Here is a 17,644-nt window from a genome sequence, read left to right on the forward strand (position 1 = left end):
GTCGTCTTAGGCACGAAAATCAACCGTCATCGCGAGGAGCGAAGCGACGCGGCGATCCAGCACGGGACTGGATTGCTTCGCTGCGCTCGCAATGACAGGAGAGGGCGATGGCGCTCTATCCCCTCGTCCGGCCTTTCGCCTTCGCGCTCGACGCGGAGCGGGCGCATCGCGCCACGATCGCCGCGCTGAAGCTGCTTCCGCCGGGGCGGCCCGCCGACCGCGATCCCGCGCTCGCGGTGAGCGTCGCGGGGCTCGACTTCCCCAATCCGGTCGGCCTTGCCGCAGGGTTCGACAAGGATGCCGAGGTTTACCGCCAGATGCTCGGCTTCGGCTTCGGCTTCGTCGAGGTCGGCACGGTGACACCGCGGCCGCAGGCAGGGAACGAGCGCCCGCGCCTGTTCCGCCTGGTCGAGGACCGGGCGGTGATCAACCGGATGGGCTTCAACAGTCAGGGGCAGGCCGCAGCTATGCGGCGGCTCGAGGGACGCGACCGGCGACGCGGGATCGTGGGCGTCAACATAGGGGCCAACAAGGACAGCGCCGACCGTGTCGCGGATTATTCGGCGGGGATTGCGGCGATGACGGGGCATGCCGACTATCTCACCGTCAACATTTCCTCGCCCAACACGCCGGGGCTTCGCGGCCTGCAGGACAAAGGCGCGCTGGGCGAATTGCTCGCCGGCGTGATGGAGGCGCGCGGCGCCGGGCCGCCGGTGTTCCTCAAGGTCGCGCCGGATCTGGAGGGCGGCGAGATCGACGACATCGCCGCCGTGGCGATCGAGCGCAAGGTCGACGCGCTGATCGTCGCCAACACGACGCTGAGCCGGCCGATGCTCAGATCGCGCCACAAAGACGAGGCGGGCGGGCTTTCGGGGGCTCCGCTCAAGGCGCTGGCGCTGGCGCGGCTGCGCGACTTTCGGCGCGCGACGGGCGGGGCGCTGCCGCTGATCGCCGCGGGCGGCATCGAGAACGGGGTGGACGCCTTCGACCGCATCCGCGCCGGGGCGAGCCTGGTCCAGCTCTATTCGGCGCTCGTCTATCATGGGCCCGGCCTGGCCGAGGAAATCATCGGCGAGTTGAGGCGCTTGCTGACGCTCCACGGCTTCGGGCGCTTGACGGATGCGATCGGGACTGAAAAGCCGGAATGATGCTGCACCGCCTCTTGCTCGCCCTTGCCCTATTCCTCGCCCCCGTCGCGGCGATCGCGCAGGGCGTGTCCGCCGCCGATCCCCGCGCCGCCCGGGCCGGAGTCGAGATCTTGCGCGAGGGGGGCACGGCGGCAGACGCCGCCTTCGCGACGATGCTCGCGCTGACCGTGGTCGAGCCGCAAAGCTCGGGCATCGGCGGCGGCGGCTTCCTCGTCTATCACGACCAGGCGAGCGGCCGGCTTTCCAGCTTCAACGGCCGCGAGACCGCGCCGCACGCGGCGACGCCTTCCTATTTCCTCGGCCCCGATGGCCGCCCGCGCGACCATCGCGACGTGGTGGCGGGCGGGATGAGCGTCGGCGTTCCGGGCAATGTCCGGCTGATGGAGCTGGCGCACGAGCGGCACGGGCGGCTCGCCTGGGCGCGGCTGTTCCGGCCGGCCATCCGCCTCGCCCGCGACGGCTTCGAGATCAGTCCGCGCCTCTACCGCGCTTTGGCCTCGCCGGGCTCGCTGGCCGGCTTCTCGCCCGGGGGGCGGGCGCTCTTCTACCAGGCCGACGGGACTCCGAAGGCGGCGGGGACGCTGGTGCGCAATCCCGCGCTCGCCGCCTTCCTGACGGCCCTCGCCGCGCGCGGGCCGGAGCATTTCTACACCGGCGCCGCCGCGCGGGCGCTGGTCGATACGCTGCGCAACGCGCCGCGCAATCCTTCGACCATGACCCGCGACGATCTCGCCACCTATCAGGCGCAGGAGCTCGCCTCGCCCTGCGGCACCTATCGCGGCTACCGCATCTGCGGGATGGGGCCGCCCTCCTCGGGCGAGACGACGGTGTTCGCCATCCTCAAGCAGCTCGAGCGCTTCGACCTGCGCGCGCTGGGTCGGGACAATGCGACGTCATGGCACCTGATCGCCGAATCGATGCGGCTCGCCTACGCCGACCGCGACGCCTATCTGGGCGATGCCGATTTCGTGCGCGTGCCGGTCGCCGGGCTGATGGACCCGGCCTATCTCGCGGGCCGTTCCCGACTCATCTCGCCCGAGCGCGCGATCGCCCACGTCACCGCGGGCACACCCCCCGGCGCCGACGCCCGCGCTCCGGCGCCGGTGCCTGACGAAGGGGGGACCTCGCATTTCGTCGCCGTCGACAGGGCGGGCAATGTCGCCTCCTATACGTCGACGATCGAGAGCGCGTTCGGCTCGGGGCTGACGGTCAATGGCCTGTACCTCAACAACGAGCTGACCGACTTCAATTCCGCGCCCGACCTGAACGGCGTTCCGACCGCCAACCGCGTCGAGGGCGGGAAGCGTCCGCGAAGCTCGATGTCGCCGACGATCGTCTATGGCCCCGACGGCCGCGTGCGGATCGCGATCGGCGCCGCCGGCGGCTCGACGATTATCGCCCAGGTCGCCAAGGCGCTGATCGCGGTGATCGACTGGGACATGAGCGCTGAGGAGGCGATCGCTCTTCCGCAGATCATCGGCATGGGCGACCGGGTGACGATCGAGCGCGGCACGAGGCTGGAGGCAATGATCCCGGCGCTCCAGGCGCTCGGCCAGAACGCAGTCATCGTCGAGCCCGGCTACAAGGCCAATGCGATCGAGCGCGTGGACGGCCGTTGGGTCGGTGCGGCGGACCCGCGCAGCGAGGGCGTCTGGGTGGCGCAGGGGCCGGCGGCTCGCTAAGACGGACGCTCGACACGGGCAAACCGTGCGGGAGGGGCGATGCGTCAGCTGGAGCATTTCGAAAATCTGGTCGCCATGTTTTTCGCCCGGGCGAAGGAGAAAGGCGATTCGCCGTTTCTCTGGGCCAAGCAGGGAGGCGAATGGCGCTCGACCAGTTGGCGCGAGTCCGCGGAAAAGGTCGCGGGGCTCGCGGCGGCGCTGAAGCGGATCGGGCTCACGGCCGGCGATCGCGTGATGCTGGTCTCCGAGAACCGCCCGGAATGGCTGATCTCCGACTTGGCGATCATGGCTGCGGGCTGCGTGACCGTGCCGACCTACACCACCAATACCGAGCGCGACCACCAGCACATTCTCGACGACAGCGGCGCCCGCGCGGTGATCGTCTCGACGGCGAAGCTGGCCAAGACTTTGCTTCCCGCCGCATTGCGCTCCAATTCGTGCGAGGCGGCGATCGGAATCGAGCCGCTCAACGTCGGCCAGTCCGGCAACGTCGCCTTCCACGATTGGGCTGCCCTGATCGCCGCGGAGCAGGCCGACGTCGAGGCCACGGCCCGCGGGGCGGCGTTCAGGCGCTCGGACCTCGCCTGCATCATCTACACCTCCGGCACCGGCGGCGCCCCGCGCGGCGTGATGCAGCATCACGGGGCGCTGCTTCACAATGTCGAGGGCTGCACGGCGCTGATCGCCGAGGATTTCGGCTGGGACGACGAGATTTTCCTCTCCTTCCTGCCCGCGAGCCACGCCTACGAGCATACGGGCGGGCAGCTCTTCCCGATCGGCCTCGCCGCGCAGATCTATTATTCGGAAGGGCTGGAGAAGCTCGCGTCGAACATCGAGGAGGTGAAGCCGACGATCATGGTCGTCGTGCCGCGCCTGTTCGAGGTGCTCCGCCAGCGCATTCTCAAGCAGGTCGAAAAGCAGGGGAAGCTGACCAACTATCTGATGGACCGGGCGCTTTCGATCGGGGCCAAGGATTATGCGGGCGCGGTGCCCTTGTGGGACAAGCCGATGGATTTCCTGCTCGGCCGCACTTTGAGGCGGAAGATCGCCGCCCGGTTCGGCGGGCGGATCAAGGCGATGGTCTCGGGGGGAGCGCCGCTCAACCCGGACGTCGGAATTTTCTTCCACTCGCTCGGCCTCACCCTGCTTCAGGGCTACGGCCAGACCGAATCCGGCCCGGTCATGTCGTGTAACCGGCCCAGCGCCGGGCTTAAGATGGACACGGTCGGCCCGCCCATGAAGAATACCGAAATCAGGATCGCCGACGACGGCGAGATCCTGGTGCGCGGCGAGCTGGTCATGATGGGCTATTGGCGCAACGAGGCGCTGACCGAGCGGACGATCGTCGACGGATGGCTTCACACCGGCGACATCGGCCATATCGACGACAAGGGCCGGATCGTCATTACCGACCGGAAGAAAGACATCATCATCCTCGACAAGGGCGACAATGTCGCTCCGGCCAAGGTCGAGGGGATGCTGACGCTCCAGCCGGAAATCGTCCAGGCGATGGTCGCCGGCGACAAGCGGCCCTATCTGGTCGGGCTGATCGTGCCCGATCCCGAATGGACCGCCGAATGGTGCGCGCGCCAGCACCGCAAATGCGCGTTCCACGAGCTTGCCCACGATCCCGATTATGTGAAGGCGCTTTCCGCCGCGGTGGACCGGGTCAATGCGGATTTGAGCGTGATCGAGAAGGTGCGCCGGTTCATCGTCGCCGACGAGCCGTTCACGGTCGAGAACGCAATGCTCACCCCCTCGATCAAGATCCGCCGCCACGTCATCAAGGAGGCATACGGCGAGCGGCTGGACGGGCTCTACAAAAGGTAGAGCACTGCAACCGCCTTATCCGCTCATCCTGAGGAGCCGTTGAGCTTGTCGAAACGGCGTCTCGAAGGACCCCAGAGGTGCCGAACGGTCCTTCGAGACGGGCCTTCGCCAGGCTCAGTCCCTCCTCAGGATGAGCGGGGAGTAGTGCGTGCGCGCCGCCGCTCAGTTCGCCCGATCGTAGGGCGTGAAATCGCCCAGGCCGCAGCCGCCGAAATTCGTGCCCGAGACGTGATCGACCACGGTGACGATGTCGCCGCGGCAGACCTGCCCGGTCGTCGCCCGCAGGTGCAGGCTTCGGCCGGGCTCGAGGTCGGGGCAGCCGCCGGCCGGGCGGTTGACGTAGATCCGCCGCATCCCGCCGCCGAAGACGATCGCGTCGCCGACCGTGCGGTTGCCGCCGAGATTGCGGATGTTGACGCAGGCGACGGCCGGCCGCTCGACCCGTCCGGCGAGGATTCGCGCCAGCTCGGCCTCCGGATCGGCCGGCGGGCCGGCGCGCGCGGCGACGATCGTGCCGGCGGCGAGCGCCGCGGAGCCGAGCAGGGTGAGCGTCAGAAGCTTGGTCATCTTCACCTCCATTGCCCCCTTTTGGCTTTACCCTTTAAAAACGTCCTTCGCCGCCCGTCGCTCCGCGAATTCTAAAACCGAGCCGGCGCGCATGAACGGATTGGTCGCCCGTTCCAGCCCGATCGTGGTCGGGACGGTCGGCACGCCCTTCGCGCGCGCCGCCTCGACCTCGCGCATCCGCTCGGCGAGCGCGGCATTGTCGGGCTCCGCAACGAGCGCGTAGCGGCCGTTGGCGAGCGTATATTCGTGCGCGCAATAGACCATAGTGTCGGCCGGCAGCCGGGCGAGACGCTGGAGATTGGAGTGCATCTGCTCGGCGCTGCCTTCGAACAGCCGCCCGCAGCCCATGGCGAACAAGGTGTCGCCGACGAAGATCACGCCCTCGGAGCCAAAATGGTAGGCGATGTGGCCGGCGGTGTGGGCGGGCACATCCAGCACTTCCGCCTCCAGCTGGCCGAGCGTCACGCGGCCGCCTTCGCCGACGCCGCGGTCCAGCGTCGGGATTCGCGCCGCCTCGGCCGCGGGGGCGGTGACCCGGCAGCCGGTCGCCGCCTTGATCGCGGCGTTGCCGCCCGTGTGATCCGGGTGCCAATGGGTGTTCCAGATCTGGGTGATCTGCCAGCCGCGGCGCGCGGCCTCCGCAAGCACCGGCTCCGGCTCGGCGGGATCGATCACCGCCGTCTCGCCGGATTCGGGCTCGTGCGCCAGCCAGATGTAATTGTCGCTGAGGGCGGGAATGCGGGCGACCTCCAGCATCACCAATGCCCCACGTTGGGCATCGAGGCCCAGGGCTCGGCGACGGGGAGATTGCCGCCCTTCTGAAGCAGCTCGATCGAAATGCCGTCGGGCGTTCGGACGAAGGCCATTCGGCCCTCTCGCGGGGGGCGGTTGATGATCACCCCACCGTCCATCAGCCGCTTGCAGGTCTCGTAGACGTCGTCGACCTCATAGGCGAGGTGGCCGAAATTGCGGCCCTCGCCATAGCCGGCCTCGTCCCAATTGTGCGTCAGCTCGACCTGCGCATCCTCGTCGCCGGGCGCGGCGAGGAAGATGAGGGTGAACCGACCCGCCTCATTGTCCATCCGCCGGATCTCGCGAAGGCCGAGAAGCTCGAAAAAGCGCAGCGTTTCCTCAGGGTTGGAGATTCGGATCATCGTGTGCAGATATTTCATTTGCGGGACCTCAATTCATCGATATAAATGCACGGTTCATCGACGACATGCGAGATGAACCGTGCCGGCGTCCGCAAGAGGCCGCCGGGGTCAGGGAGACCATAACATGGCCGAGGGCTCGACGGGTAATCGCAACATCATCCTCATCGCCGCGCTCGTGCTTGGCGTGGCGATCATCGCCGGCGGCTATCTGCTCGGCGACGGCCTCAGGCGCGCTCGGATGGCCGACCGCGCGGTGACCATGCGCGGCCTTGCCGAGCGCGACGTCACCGCCAATCTCGCCAGCTGGTCGCTGAACTTCTCCGCCTCGGGCACCGACGCGGCGACCGTCCAGGCCGAGATCGAGCAGGATACGCGCACCATCAACGAGTTCATCCGCGCCGCCGGCTTTCCCGCCACCGCGATCACCGACGGCGGCGGCTCGATCAACAGCTTCTACGACAACAACCGGCAGGCCAATGTCGTGACCATCAACCGCCGCCTGCAATTCCGAACCAACGACGTGATGCGGGCGCAGCGCGCCTACAGCCGCCAGTTCGACCTGATTCGCCGCGGAGTCGAGCTCCAGGAAGGCTCGGACATGGTTTATTCCTACACCCAGCTCAACTCGATCAAGCCGGAGCTGATCGGCGCCTCGATCCAGGACGCGCGGCGCGGCGCGGAGCGGTTCGCGCAGGATTCGGGCGCCGCGGTCGGCGCGATCCGCTCGGCGACCCAGGGCTATTTCTCGATCGGCGCGCGCGACGGCGATGCCGACACCGGCGAAGGCGGGGGCGGCGCAGGCGCCTCGCCGCTGCAGAAGGTGCGGGTGGTGACGACGATCGAATTCTACCTGAACTAGAACTGAGCCCTCCCCCTTGATGGGGGAGGGTTGGGTGGGGGTGGACTTCGACCCGGCAGTGAGCCTGTGGAGACTCCACCCCACCCCAACCCCTCCCCATCAAGGGGAGGGGCTTTTTCTTAGTGGGGTGCCTGCGGAGTCGGAGTCGCCGCCGGCGCCTCGACCTCCCGCATCGTGGCGAGGCTCTCCTGCGCCTGCCGCCCCGCATCGCTGTTGGGAGCCGCAGTGGCCACCTGGCGGTAGAGCCGCTCCGCCTCCGCCATATTGCCCTGCAGGCCGGCGATGGTGCCGGCCAGCAGAAGCACGTCCGGGCTGTCCGGCGCGAGCTGGCGGGCGTGGGCGATGTCGGCCGCGGCGCGAGGCAGGTCGTTGACCCGGCGGGCGAGAGCGGCGCTGAGATACCAGGCGAAGGGATCGTTGGGGACGAGCTGGGCGGCGCGGTCGAGCTCGGTCCGCGCTCCGTCATTGTCGGCCATGGCCACGCGCGCCCGGGCGCGGTCGAGGTGGACCTCGCCGCGAAGCTCGTCGGTCAGGTTCGGGCTGAGCAAGGCGGCGTCGAGCGCGGCGAGCGCCTTGCGTCCGTCGCCGGCGGCGACCCAGGCATTGCCGGCCTGGGCCCAGAAATCCGGACGGCGCGGATCGTTCGCGCCCTCCGCCTCGCGCGCCGCCTGCTCGAACGCCGTCGCCGCGGCCTGCCAGCGCTCGAGCGCGGCGAGGGCGAGGCCCAGGCACTGGCGGGCGGCAATCCCGCCACCCTCCTGACGCCACGTATTGGCGGCGGCGACCGCCGCCTCGGCATTGGCGCGGATCTGGTCGGTGCACTGGCGGTAGCGCGCGCTCGCCGGATCGTCCGCCTGGGGCGCCGGAGGGGGCGGGGCGGGCGCCGCCGCTTCGGGGCGATTGCGGCGCGGCGGCATCGGATCGGGGCTGGCCGGGAGCGAGGGGGCGGCCTGAATCGCGAGCAGCGCCAGGGGAAGAAGGATCACAGCGACTCCAGCAGGATTGAGACGGTGGCGATGAGCAGGGCGAGGTCGCCCTCGCGCGACAGCCGGTGGTCGCCGTCCTTGACGAGGATCGTCTGCACGTCGGATGAACGAAGGCGCCCGGCGAGGTCCGGCGCCAGCGCCCAGGGCACGTCCGGATCGGCCTGGCCGTGGAGCAGGCGGACGGGGCAGTCGATCGCGATCGGACCCTCGAGCAGCCGAAGCGCCTGGCCGTTCTCCCAGAAGGCGCGCGTCGTCACCGTCGGCTGGTCGCCATAGGGATTGGGCTCCTCGAGCCGGCCGTTGGTCGCGAGCGCCGCCTTCTGTTCGTCGCTATAGCCCCAGTCGGTGAAATCGGGCGCGGCGGCGATTCCGACCAGCGCTTCGACCCGCTCCGGCCGGGCGAGCGCGGCGAGCAGCATCAGCCAGCCGCCCATCGACGAACCGATCAGGACGAGCGGGCCGGGCGGCGCGACCTGGTCGATCATCGCCAGCGCATCGCCGCGCCACGTTTCCAGCGTCTGATCCTCGAATTCGCCGTCGCTCGCGCCGCAGCCGCCATAATCGAAGCGCAGCATCGAGCGGCCCTGCGCTTCCGCCCAGGAATCGAGCGCGCTCGCCTTGCCGCCCTCCATGTCCGAGGCATAGCCGGGCAGGAAGACCAGCGCCGGCCCCCGCCCCTCTCGAAGGCGGTAGGCGAGGCGGCGCCCGTCATGTTGCAGATAGGAGAGGCCGGTCATGCCGGCCCCTTATCAGCGGCCGAGGAATTCCGCGAGGATCGCCGCGAAACGCTGCGGCTGATCGAGCATGATGAAATGGGCGCTGCTCTCGACCGGCACGAGCCGGGCGTCGGGATCGGCGGCATAGGCCTGACGGTAGAGAGTGTGGATCATCTCCGCGGAAGCCGCGCTGGGCACCGCATAAGCGACGGTGATTGGCCGATCGCCGATCGCCGCGACGTCGCCGCGCAAATCCGTGCCGAGATCCTCGTAGAGCGCCTCGGCGGCCACGTTCCGGTCGGACGCGCGCAGCCATTCGAGGACCTGACGGTTGCCGGCCTCGCTGTTGGACATGTTCGGCGGCGCCGCGGCCGCCGGCGGGCCGTTGCGGATCGAATCGCGCAGGCTTGCGGCGGTCGCGCTCACCGTCTCGACGGTCGCGTTCGGCCCCATGATCACTCCGAAGAAGGGCAGGGCGTCGACGATCAGCAGCTTGCCGACCGCGTCGGGATGGTCGCGGGCGAGCATCATGCCCATCAGCCCGCCCATCGAATGGCCGACCACCGCCGGATGCCCGATGCGGTTGGCGGCGAGCCAGCCGGCGAGGTCGGCGACGGCTCCGGCAAGGATTCCGGGCTCGGCGTTCGCTCCGGCCGGGTCGCCGCCGAAGCCGTTGACCTGGACCAAGATCACTCGGTGGTTGCGCGCAAGATCGGGCACCACGCCGTCCCATACCGCGCGCGGCGTGGCGAGGCCGGGGATGAGGACCACCGGATCGCCGCGCCCGATCTCGCGGATCGAGATGTGCGGCAGGCGGACTTCGGTGGCTGCTGCAGGAGTGGCGGCGGGCTCCGACCGGGCGACCTGCGGAACGAGGCAGGCGAAGGCGGCGAAAGCGAGCAGGCGAACGGGCTTCATCACAATGTCTCCTTGGCGGGATTTTCGAAAATGTCCTCGATGGCGAGGCCGAACAGGGTGGCGATCCTGAACGCCAGCGGAAGGCTCGGATCGTATTTGCCGGTCTCGATCGCGTTGACGCTCTGGCGCGACACGTCGAGCCGCCCGGCAAGGTCAGCCTGGCTCCAGTCGCGCTCGGCGCGGAGCACCTTGAGGCGGTTCTTCATCAGCAGCCCCCATCGCCGAGCGTCAGCTTGTTGATGACGCCGCCGACGCCCAGGCCGAAGAACCAGACGATGACGACATAATAGCCGTCGACCCGGCCGATCAGCTCGAAGCTTTCGAGGAACCCCCAGATCGTCGCCGCGCTGAGGGCGAAGCCGCTTGCCCAAAGCGTCTGGCGGACCATCAGCATGCGGACATATTCGTCCTGCTCCTCGGCGAGATAGAGGCCGATGGCGCCGATGATGCCGATCACCGGCAGCGCGGGCAGGATGGCGATGGCGTAGGTCATGACGCCGGAGACGAGGTGATATTTGAGCGCAAGCACCGCACCGATCAGCAGGGTCGCATAAGCGAGGCTCAGCCAGACGACGCGCCAATTGTAGCGCTTCCAGGCGGGCGTCTTGATCATGTCAAGGGTCCTTCTCTCTTGGTAAAGGACGCTTTACAGGTCGGTTCGCGCCGAGTCAAGGGACCTTTGCAGGGGCGTACCCCCCTTTCCTTGAACCGCCCGGCACGCCCATCTATGGCGCAAGGCCAATCTTCAGGAGCCCGACCGCCAATGTCCGAAATGTTCTCGATCAAGCTGCCCGATGGATCGGTCCGCGAGGTCGTGCGCGGGACGACGCCGGCGGACGTCGCCGCGGCGATCGGGCCGGGGCTGGCCAAGGCGGCGCTCGCGGCGCGGGTCAACGGCGAGGTGCGCGACCTTGCCCGGCCGTTCGAGGAGGACAGCGAGCTCGCTTTGATCACGGCGCGCGACGAGGCCGACGCGCTCGAGCTGGTCCGGCACGATTACGCGCACATCCTTGCGGAGGCGGTGCAGAACCTCTTTCCCGGCACCCAGATCACCTTCGGCCCGGCGACCGACGACGGCTTCTATTACGATTTCGCGCCGACTGCCGAGCGCGGGCCGTTCACCGAGGAGGACCTCCCCGCGATCGAGGAGGAGATGCGGCGGATCATCCGCGCCGACGAGAAGCTGGTCCGCGAGGTCTGGGCCCGCGACGAGGTGCGCAAATTCTTCGAGGAGCAGGGCGAGCGGTTCAAGGCCGAATGGGTGATGGAGCTTCCCGCCGACGAGACGATCACCATGTACCGCACCGGCAAGTGGCTCGACCTTTGCCGCGGCCCGCATCTCGCCTCGACCGGCAAGGTCGATCCCGACGCGTTCAAGCTGACGCGCGTGTCGGGCGCCTATTGGCGCGGCGACCAGAAGAACGCGATGCTGAGCCGGATCTACGGCACGGGCTGGCTGAACAGGAAGCAGCTCGAGACTCACCTCGTGCGCCTCGAGGAGGCGGCCAAGCGCGACCACCGCAAGATCGGCCAGGAGATGGACCTGTTCCATCTTCAGGCCGAGGCGCACGGCTCGGTCTTCTGGCATGCCAAGGGCTACCGCATCTGGCGCAGCCTCGAAGCCTATCTGCGCCGCCGGCTCGACGCCGCCGACTATCGCGAAGTGAAGACGCCGCAGCTGATGGACGCCCGGCAATGGGAGCAGTCCGGCCACTGGGGCAAGTATCGCGAAAATATGTTCGTCGTCCCCGACGAGGCGCCCGGCACTGAGGACGACGCGCCGATCCTGTCGGGTGACGCCGATCTCATGGCGCTGAAGCCGATGAACTGCCCCGGGCACATCCTCATTTTCCGCCAGGGCATCAAATCCTATCGCGACCTGCCGATCCGCCTCGCCGAATATGGCTGCTGCCACAGGAACGAGCCGCACGGCGCTCTCCACGGCATCCTGCGCGTGCGCCAATTCACCCAGGACGACGGCCACATCTTCTGCCGCGAGGACCAGATCGTCGAAGAGGTGCGGCTGTTCTGCGACCTGCTCGACCGGGTCTACAAGGATATCGGCTTCCCCGATTACGCGATCAAGCTCGCGCTGCGCCCGGAGAAGCGCTTCGGCAGCGACGAGATGTGGGACCGCGCGGAGGGCGACCTGCGCGAGGCGGTCCGCGCCGCCGGCCGCGCCACCGAGCAGTACAAATGGGAGGAATTGCCCGGCGAGGGCGCCTTCTATTCGCCCAAGCTCGAATTCCACCTGACCGACGCGATCGGCCGCACCTGGCAGATGGGCACGATCCAGCTCGATTACGTCATGCCCGAGCGGCTCGGCGCCTTCTACATCGGCGACGACGGCGAGAAGCACGTGCCGGTCATGCTCCACCGCGCGATCTTCGGCTCGCTCGAGCGGATCATCGGCGTGCTGATCGAGCATCATGCCGGCCGCTTCCCGCTGTGGCTGGCCCCGGTGCAGGCTGCGGTGGCGACGATCGTATCCGACGCCGATGATTATGCCCGCGAGGTCGCCGTGGCGCTTCAGGCCGCGGGCCTGCGGGTCGAGACCGACCTCAGGAACGAGAAGATCAACTACAAGGTGCGCGAGCACAGCCTTGCCCACACCCCCTATCTGCTCGTCGTCGGCAAGCGCGAGGCCGAGGAGCGCACCGTCGCGCTTCGCCCGCTCGGCGCCGACGCGCGGCAGGAGGTGATCGGTCTCGACGCGCTGGTGGAACGGCTTCGCGGAGAGGCCCTGGCGCCCGACCTTCGCGGCTGAATATCGGCGATGGAGCGGAAATCCGTCCGTTCGGGCGGGCGCATCTTTCAATCGCGCGCCTCATCGACTAGGTGGGGCGCTTCCGAACGGCATCAGGAGAAGCCAACATACGTCCCCCCATCACCCGGCGCCCCACCGCGCCGCCGCTCCACGGCCCCCGCTTCAACGAGTTCATCTCCGTGCCCAGGGTGCGCGTGATCGATGAAAATGGCGAAAATATCGGCGTTCTGCTGACCGCCGAGGCGATCGAGCAGGCCGCCGAAGTCGGCCTCGACCTCGTCGAGGTCTCGCCCAATGCCGATCCGCCCGTCTGCAAGTTCCTCGACGTCGGCAAATACAAATACGAGGCGCAGAAGAAGGCCAATCTTGCCCGCAAATCGCAAAAGACGCAGGAGATCAAGGAGATCAAGATGCGTCCGAACATCGACGACCACGATTACGACGTGAAGATGAAGAAGGTCGTCGCGTTCATCGGCGAGGGGGACAAGGTCAAGATCACCCTGCGCTTCCGCGGCCGCGAGCTGGCCCATGGCGAGCTCGGCATGCGGCTGCTGCAGCGGGTCCAGGCGGACGTCGCGGAGACGGCCAAGGTCGAGCAGCACCCGCGCATGGAAGGCCGCCAGATGCTGATGGTGCTGGCGCCCAAGTGAGATTGTCCTTCGATACGACATTTCGACTTCGCTCAATGCCTACTCAGGATGAGCGGTGACGATTGTTCTGTCCGCTCATCCCGAGTAGCGGCTGAGCCTGTCGAAGCCGCGTATCGAAGGACGTTGAGGCCCTTTTAACTCCGCTTCGGCATAAGCGCGCTCCATCGAGGAGCCGCAATTGCCGCCGCAGACCGTCCACCTGATCGCCGCCGCACGCCCCAATTTCATGAAGGTGGCGCCGCTGTGGCACGCGCTCGATTCGGCGCCGGAATTCCGCCCCGTGCTGGTCCATACCGGCCAGCATTACGACGCCAACATGTCGGGCGAGATATTGAAGGATCTCGGCCTGCCGGATCCGGACGTCCACCTCGGCATCGGCTCGGGCAGCCATGCCGAGCAGACCGGCCGGGTGATGATCGAATATGGCAGGATCGCGGAAAGCATGCGGCCCGACTGGCTGGTCGTCGTCGGCGACGTCAATTCCACGCTCGCCGCGGCGCTGGTGGGGACCAAGCTCGGCATTCGCACCGTTCATCTCGAGGCCGGGCTTCGCTCGCGCGACCGCTCGATGCCGGAAGAGATCAACCGCATGGCGACCGACGCGGTCGGCGACGTGCTTTGGACCCCGTCGCCCGACGCCGACCGCAATCTGACCGCCGAGGGCGTTCCGGCGGAGCGGATCACGCGCGTCGGCAACATCATGCTCGACAGCTTCGAGCGGTGCCGGCCGGCGATCGCCGCGGCGGCGGTGCCGGAGGCGCTCGGCCTTCGCGGTGCATCCTATTGCGTGGCGACGCTCCACCGGCCCTCCAACGTCGACAGCCGCGCCGCGTTGCAGAGCCTCGTTGACTGCCTTGCCGCGATCCAGCGCCGGCTTCAGGTCGTGTTCCCCGTTCATCCGCGAACCGCGGCGCGGCTCGCCGAGCACGGCCTCGACCAGGCTCTCGCGCGCTCCGGCATTCTGCTCGTCTCCCCGCTTCCATACATACGCTTCATGAGCCTCGTCTCCAGTGCGGCCGCCGTGGTCACGGATTCGGGCGGGCTGCAGGAGGAGACCACATATCTCGGCATTCCGTGCCTGACGCTGAGAGACAGCACGGAGCGGCCGATCACGATCGAGCAGGGCACGAATCGCCTCGCAACGCCCGAGAACGCCGCCGCGATGCTCGATGCGGCTCTCGCCTCGGGCCGAGGGACGCCACGCCGGCCCGAATATTGGGACGGAAACACCGCTTCGCGCTGCCTGGAGGACCTGAAACGCCGCTCCGGACTCGTCCTCGGCGCGAACCGGCGCGCCGCCGCCTAGAGGCGGAAACTGCGCTTTCCGTAACGGCAGGGACCAGCGACCCGTTTCAGACTGCAACCATTCTGTTGCGCCTTTGCAATGAACTTGTCCAAACCAACGGGAAACTGCGGTTTTTCGGCTGGCGAAAGAGCCACATTCAGGTTAGCTCTTCAGCAAAATATAAAACGTCCTTTGGGGAGGGAAATCATATGTCGAAGAGCTTCTGGCTGCTGTCCGCCGGCCTGACCGCCTTTGCAGCGCCCGCCTACGCGCAGAGCGATCAGACCACGACCACCACGAACAGCGGCACCGAGAATGCCGCGGTCCAGCCCCCGATGACCAACGAGCCGGACATCGTCATCACCGCCCAGGGCCGCCGGCAGGTCCTTCAGGACGTTCCGATCGCGGTGACCGCCGTCGGCGGCGACCAGATGCAGAACAGCGGCGCCAACGACATCCGCCAGCTCAACCAGCTCGCGCCGTCGCTGCTCGTCTCCTCCACCGGCACCGAGGCCAACGGATCGGCCCGAATCCGCGGCATCGGCACGGTCGGCGACAATCCCGGCCTCGAAAGCTCGGTGGCAGTGTTCATCGACGGCGTCTACCGCTCGCGCAGCGGCATCGGCCTCAACGAACTCGGCGAGGTCGAGCGGGTCGAGGTGCTGCGCGGCCCGCAGGGCACCCTGTTCGGCCGCAACGCTTCGGCCGGCCTCATCCATATCATCACCCGCCGCCCGGAATTCGACGCGTTCAGCGGCTTCGCCGAGCTGACCTACGGCAATTTCGACCAGATCCGCGCCGCCGGCGGGATCAACATTCCGATGGGCGAGACCTTCGCCGGCCGGATCGACGCCGTCTATGCGCAGCGGGACGGCTTCTACCACGTCGTCAATCCCACGGGCGGCACCGAGAGCCGGGTCAACGACCGCGACCGCTTCTTCGTCCGCGCCCAGGCGCTGTGGGAGCCGAGCGATTCGCTCTCGATCCGCCTGATCGGCGATTATTCCAAGCGCGACGAATCGTGCTGCGGCGCCGTTTATCTCGATCGCGAGACGACCCCGGAGATCGGCAACCTCAACAACCCGGCCACGCCCTTCCTCGTCGGCGGCATCACCAATCCGGAGGGCAACAACATCATCAACGTGTTGCGCGACCTCGGCCAGCCGCTGGCCGGGTTCAGCAACCCCTACAGCCGCAACATCTACGTGAGCCCGGGTCGCTCCTTCAACGGCGAGACCGAGGATGGCGGAGTCTCGGTCGAGGTCAATTGGGACCTCGGGGGCGCAAACCTCACCTCGATCACCGCCTATCGCGACTATTCGTCGGGGCAGCCGGGCGACGTCGATTACGGCACGGTCGACATCCTCTACCGCGGCGGCGACGGCGTGGTCCGCGAGTTCCAGACCTTCAGCCAGGAGCTCCGATTCAACGGCACCACCTTCAACGGGCATCTGGAATGGCTGGTCGGCGCCTATTTCGCCGACGAGGATCTGGAGCTGACCGACAATCTGCGGTTCGGCAATCAATATGGCCGCTTCGCGACCTGCCGCATCATCTCCGGCGGCGGCCTGTCCGGCCTCTACTCGCCGGGCAGCCCGAGCTGCGTCATTCCGGGCGTCGGTCCGGCTACGCTCGCGGGTGCGACCGGAGCGAGCGGCCCGGACATCGTCGCTGGCTTCAACCGGCTGGACAGCCTCAACAATCTCGGCAGCACGACCGACCGCTACACGCAGAACAGCCGCAATTACGCGTTCTTCACGCACAACATCCTTCACATCACCAACCGGTTGGATTTCACCCTCGGGCTTCGTTACACCAACGAGCGCAAGCGGTTCGACACCACCTTCGGCAACGACAACACGATCTGCCCGCAGCTGCAGGCCTCCCTGCTCGACGACCTGACGACGACCACGGCCGGAACGCCGACGCAGATCGCGACCGCCCGCGCCCTCGCGGGCGCCCTGATCGGCCTCGGCTGCCAGGGCAATTCGACGGCCGAGCTCAACGGCGTTCGAATCACCGACCGCCGAAGCGAGGACGAGTTCACCGGCACCGGCATCCTTTCTTATCGGCCCAACGACGATCTGATGCTCTACGCCAGCTATTCGCGCGGCTATAAAGCGGGCGGCTTCAACCTCGACCGCTCGGCGCTGAAATCGCCGATCCTTCCCTTCTCGCTGACTCCGGGCGGCGCCCAGGCGCTGACCGGCAACCTGCAGTTCGATCCCGAGATCAACAACGCCTACGAGATCGGCGTCAAATATTCGCACGGGCCGTTCGTTCTCAACGTCGCCGCGTTCCGGCAGGACTTCAGGAACTTCCAGCTCAATACGTTCAACGGCACGGTGTTCCTGGTGCAGACGATCAACGGCTGCAGCCATCTCGTCGGCGGGTCGCTGGCGGACCAGGATCAGAACCTCTCCGCCTCCGGCTCGAACTTCAACGCCGCCGCGGCCACCACCGGCTCTTGCGCTCCCGACGACGTCACCTATGGCGTTCGCTCGCAGGGCATCGAGGTCGAGGCCTCGGTCCGCCCGCGGCACGACATGTCGCTCAATCTCGGCCTGACCATCGCCGACACCAAGTATCAGCATGACCTGGTCGGGAACGAAAGCGGGGTTCCGCTCGATCCTGCGCTCCGCATGCTGCCGGGCCACCGCCTGTCCAACGCGCCCCACATCGTCGGCACCGGCGCGTTCACCTGGACTCCGGCGATCGGCAATTCGGGCTGGACCGGCCTGCTCTATGCGGACGCCAGGATGACCGACAATTACAACACCGGCTCCGACCTGTTCCCGCAAAAGGCGCAGGATGCCTACACCATCGTCAACGCCCGCATCGGCATCCGCGGGCCGGGGCAGCAATGGTCGCTCGAGCTGTGGGCGCAGAACCTGTTCGACACCGATTACGCGCAGGTTGCGTTCAACACCCCGTTCCAGGCCGGCACGACCGCCGCGCCCTTCGTCGATCCGGCCTTCCCGGGCGGGCGCCAGCTCTTCTCGGCCTTCCTCGCCGAGCCGCGGACCTACGGAATCACCGGCCGCTTCCGCTTCTGATCGGCCCGAGATCGAGGAAAGGGCCC

General features: G+C 67.8%; 15 protein-coding genes and 1 pseudogene. 8 read left to right on the plus strand and 8 right to left on the minus strand.

The window, feature by feature from the left end; all coding sequences use genetic code 11:
- Positions 1 to 107: 107 nt before the first annotated feature.
- The 3 genes from E6G92_12065 to E6G92_12075 are packed head-to-tail and all read left to right on the plus strand — an operon-like array spanning position 108 to position 4,660.
- Positions 108 to 1,148 (plus strand): quinone-dependent dihydroorotate dehydrogenase, encoded by a 1,041-nt coding sequence (locus E6G92_12065; protein ID TMJ20442.1) that lies wholly within the window; start codon positions 108 to 110, stop codon positions 1,146 to 1,148.
- Positions 1,148 to 2,830: a gamma-glutamyltransferase gene (gene ggt, locus E6G92_12070; GenBank protein TMJ20816.1), complete on the plus strand. Its 1,683-nt coding sequence runs from the start codon at positions 1,148 to 1,150 to the stop codon at positions 2,828 to 2,830. Before E6G92_12065 ends, ggt begins: the two co-directional genes overlap by 1 nt.
- A gap of 39 nt (positions 2,831 to 2,869) precedes the next feature.
- Positions 2,870 to 4,660 carry a long-chain fatty acid--CoA ligase gene (locus E6G92_12075; GenBank protein TMJ20443.1) on the plus strand — a complete coding sequence of 597 codons (1,791 nt, stop codon included), beginning with the start codon at positions 2,870 to 2,872 and terminating at the stop codon, positions 4,658 to 4,660.
- 162 nt (positions 4,661 to 4,822) lie between these two features.
- On the opposite strand, the gene E6G92_12080 is transcribed toward E6G92_12075, so the two are convergent.
- From E6G92_12080 to E6G92_12090, 3 genes and pseudogenes are all read right to left on the minus strand, one after another.
- Positions 4,823 to 5,227, minus strand: a complete 405-nt coding sequence (locus E6G92_12080) for a DUF1203 domain-containing protein (protein ID TMJ20444.1) — start codon at positions 5,225 to 5,227, stop codon at positions 4,823 to 4,825.
- A gap of 27 nt (positions 5,228 to 5,254) precedes the next feature.
- Positions 5,255 to 6,035: pseudogene (gene gloB / locus E6G92_12085) on the minus strand (hydroxyacylglutathione hydrolase).
- Positions 5,983 to 6,399, minus strand: a complete 417-nt coding sequence (locus E6G92_12090) for a lactoylglutathione lyase (GenBank protein TMJ20445.1) — start codon at positions 6,397 to 6,399, stop codon at positions 5,983 to 5,985. Before E6G92_12090 ends, gloB begins: the two are co-directional and overlap by 53 nt.
- 106 nt (positions 6,400 to 6,505) lie before the next feature.
- On the opposite strand from E6G92_12090, the gene E6G92_12095 reads away from it, so the two are divergent.
- The gene (locus E6G92_12095; protein ID TMJ20446.1) at positions 6,506 to 7,240 is read left to right on the plus strand and encodes an SIMPL domain-containing protein; all 735 of its coding nucleotides are present in this window, start codon (positions 6,506 to 6,508) and stop codon (positions 7,238 to 7,240) included.
- Positions 7,241 to 7,359: 119 nt separating this feature from the next.
- On the opposite strand, the gene E6G92_12100 is transcribed toward E6G92_12095, so the two are convergent.
- The 5 genes from E6G92_12100 to E6G92_12120 are packed head-to-tail and all read right to left on the minus strand — an operon-like array spanning position 7,360 to position 10,473.
- A complete protein-coding gene (locus E6G92_12100; GenBank protein TMJ20447.1) occupies positions 7,360 to 8,226 on the minus strand; it encodes a hypothetical protein in 867 nt (288 codons plus the stop codon).
- The gene (locus E6G92_12105) at positions 8,223 to 8,963 is read right to left on the minus strand and encodes an alpha/beta hydrolase (GenBank protein TMJ20448.1); all 741 of its coding nucleotides are present in this window, start codon (positions 8,961 to 8,963) and stop codon (positions 8,223 to 8,225) included. Before E6G92_12105 ends, E6G92_12100 begins: the two co-directional genes overlap by 4 nt.
- A gap of 12 nt (positions 8,964 to 8,975) precedes the next feature.
- Positions 8,976 to 9,860, minus strand: coding sequence for an alpha/beta hydrolase (locus E6G92_12110; protein ID TMJ20449.1), 885 nt, complete (start codon positions 9,858 to 9,860; stop codon positions 8,976 to 8,978).
- The gene (locus E6G92_12115) at positions 9,860 to 10,066 is read right to left on the minus strand and encodes a helix-turn-helix transcriptional regulator (protein TMJ20450.1); all 207 of its coding nucleotides are present in this window, start codon (positions 10,064 to 10,066) and stop codon (positions 9,860 to 9,862) included. The genes E6G92_12110 and E6G92_12115 overlap by 1 nt, the downstream gene beginning before the upstream one ends.
- Positions 10,066 to 10,473: a hypothetical protein gene (locus tag E6G92_12120; protein ID TMJ20451.1), complete on the minus strand. Its 408-nt coding sequence runs from the start codon at positions 10,471 to 10,473 to the stop codon at positions 10,066 to 10,068. Before E6G92_12120 ends, E6G92_12115 begins: the two co-directional genes overlap by 1 nt.
- A 159-nt stretch (positions 10,474 to 10,632) precedes the next feature.
- Between E6G92_12120 and thrS the strand changes: the two genes are divergently transcribed.
- From thrS to E6G92_12140, 4 genes are all read left to right on the plus strand, one after another.
- Positions 10,633 to 12,627: a threonine--tRNA ligase gene (gene thrS / locus E6G92_12125; GenBank protein ID TMJ20817.1), complete on the plus strand. Its 1,995-nt coding sequence runs from the start codon at positions 10,633 to 10,635 to the stop codon at positions 12,625 to 12,627.
- Positions 12,628 to 12,746: 119 nt separating this feature from the next.
- A complete protein-coding gene (locus E6G92_12130; GenBank protein ID TMJ20818.1) occupies positions 12,747 to 13,277 on the plus strand; it encodes a translation initiation factor IF-3 in 531 nt (176 codons plus the stop codon).
- 178 nt (positions 13,278 to 13,455) lie between these two features.
- Positions 13,456 to 14,583 (plus strand): UDP-N-acetylglucosamine 2-epimerase (non-hydrolyzing), encoded by a 1,128-nt coding sequence (locus E6G92_12135; protein TMJ20452.1) that lies wholly within the window; start codon positions 13,456 to 13,458, stop codon positions 14,581 to 14,583.
- A 188-nt stretch (positions 14,584 to 14,771) separates the two neighbouring features.
- On the plus strand, positions 14,772 to 17,618 hold the full coding sequence (locus E6G92_12140) for a TonB-dependent receptor (GenBank protein TMJ20453.1): 2,847 nt from the start codon (positions 14,772 to 14,774) through the stop codon (positions 17,616 to 17,618).
- The last annotated feature ends 26 nt before the right edge of the window (positions 17,619 to 17,644 follow it).

The organism is Alphaproteobacteria bacterium, from assembly GCA_005883305.1.
Lineage (GTDB): Bacteria > Pseudomonadota > Alphaproteobacteria > Sphingomonadales > Sphingomonadaceae > Allosphingosinicella.

Coding starts and splice junctions, on each gene's coding strand:
- E6G92_12065 (TMJ20442.1), top strand. CDS start 108: ATGGCGCTCTATCCCCTCGTCCGGCCTTTCGCCTTCGCGCTCGACGCG.
- ggt (TMJ20816.1), top strand. CDS start 1,148: ATGCTGCACCGCCTCTTGCTCGCCCTTGCCCTATTCCTCGCCCCCGTC.
- E6G92_12075 (TMJ20443.1), top strand. CDS start 2,870: ATGCGTCAGCTGGAGCATTTCGAAAATCTGGTCGCCATGTTTTTCGCC.
- E6G92_12080 (TMJ20444.1), bottom strand. CDS start 5,227: ATGACCAAGCTTCTGACGCTCACCCTGCTCGGCTCCGCGGCGCTCGCC.
- E6G92_12090 (TMJ20445.1), bottom strand. CDS start 6,399: ATGAAATATCTGCACACGATGATCCGAATCTCCAACCCTGAGGAAACG.
- E6G92_12095 (TMJ20446.1), top strand. CDS start 6,506: ATGGCCGAGGGCTCGACGGGTAATCGCAACATCATCCTCATCGCCGCG.
- E6G92_12105 (TMJ20448.1), bottom strand. CDS start 8,963: ATGACCGGCCTCTCCTATCTGCAACATGACGGGCGCCGCCTCGCCTAC.
- E6G92_12110 (TMJ20449.1), bottom strand. CDS start 9,860: ATGAAGCCCGTTCGCCTGCTCGCTTTCGCCGCCTTCGCCTGCCTCGTT.
- E6G92_12115 (TMJ20450.1), bottom strand. CDS start 10,066: ATGAAGAACCGCCTCAAGGTGCTCCGCGCCGAGCGCGACTGGAGCCAG.
- E6G92_12120 (TMJ20451.1), bottom strand. CDS start 10,473: ATGATCAAGACGCCCGCCTGGAAGCGCTACAATTGGCGCGTCGTCTGG.
- thrS (TMJ20817.1), top strand. CDS start 10,633: ATGTTCTCGATCAAGCTGCCCGATGGATCGGTCCGCGAGGTCGTGCGC.
- E6G92_12140 (TMJ20453.1), top strand. CDS start 14,772: ATGTCGAAGAGCTTCTGGCTGCTGTCCGCCGGCCTGACCGCCTTTGCA.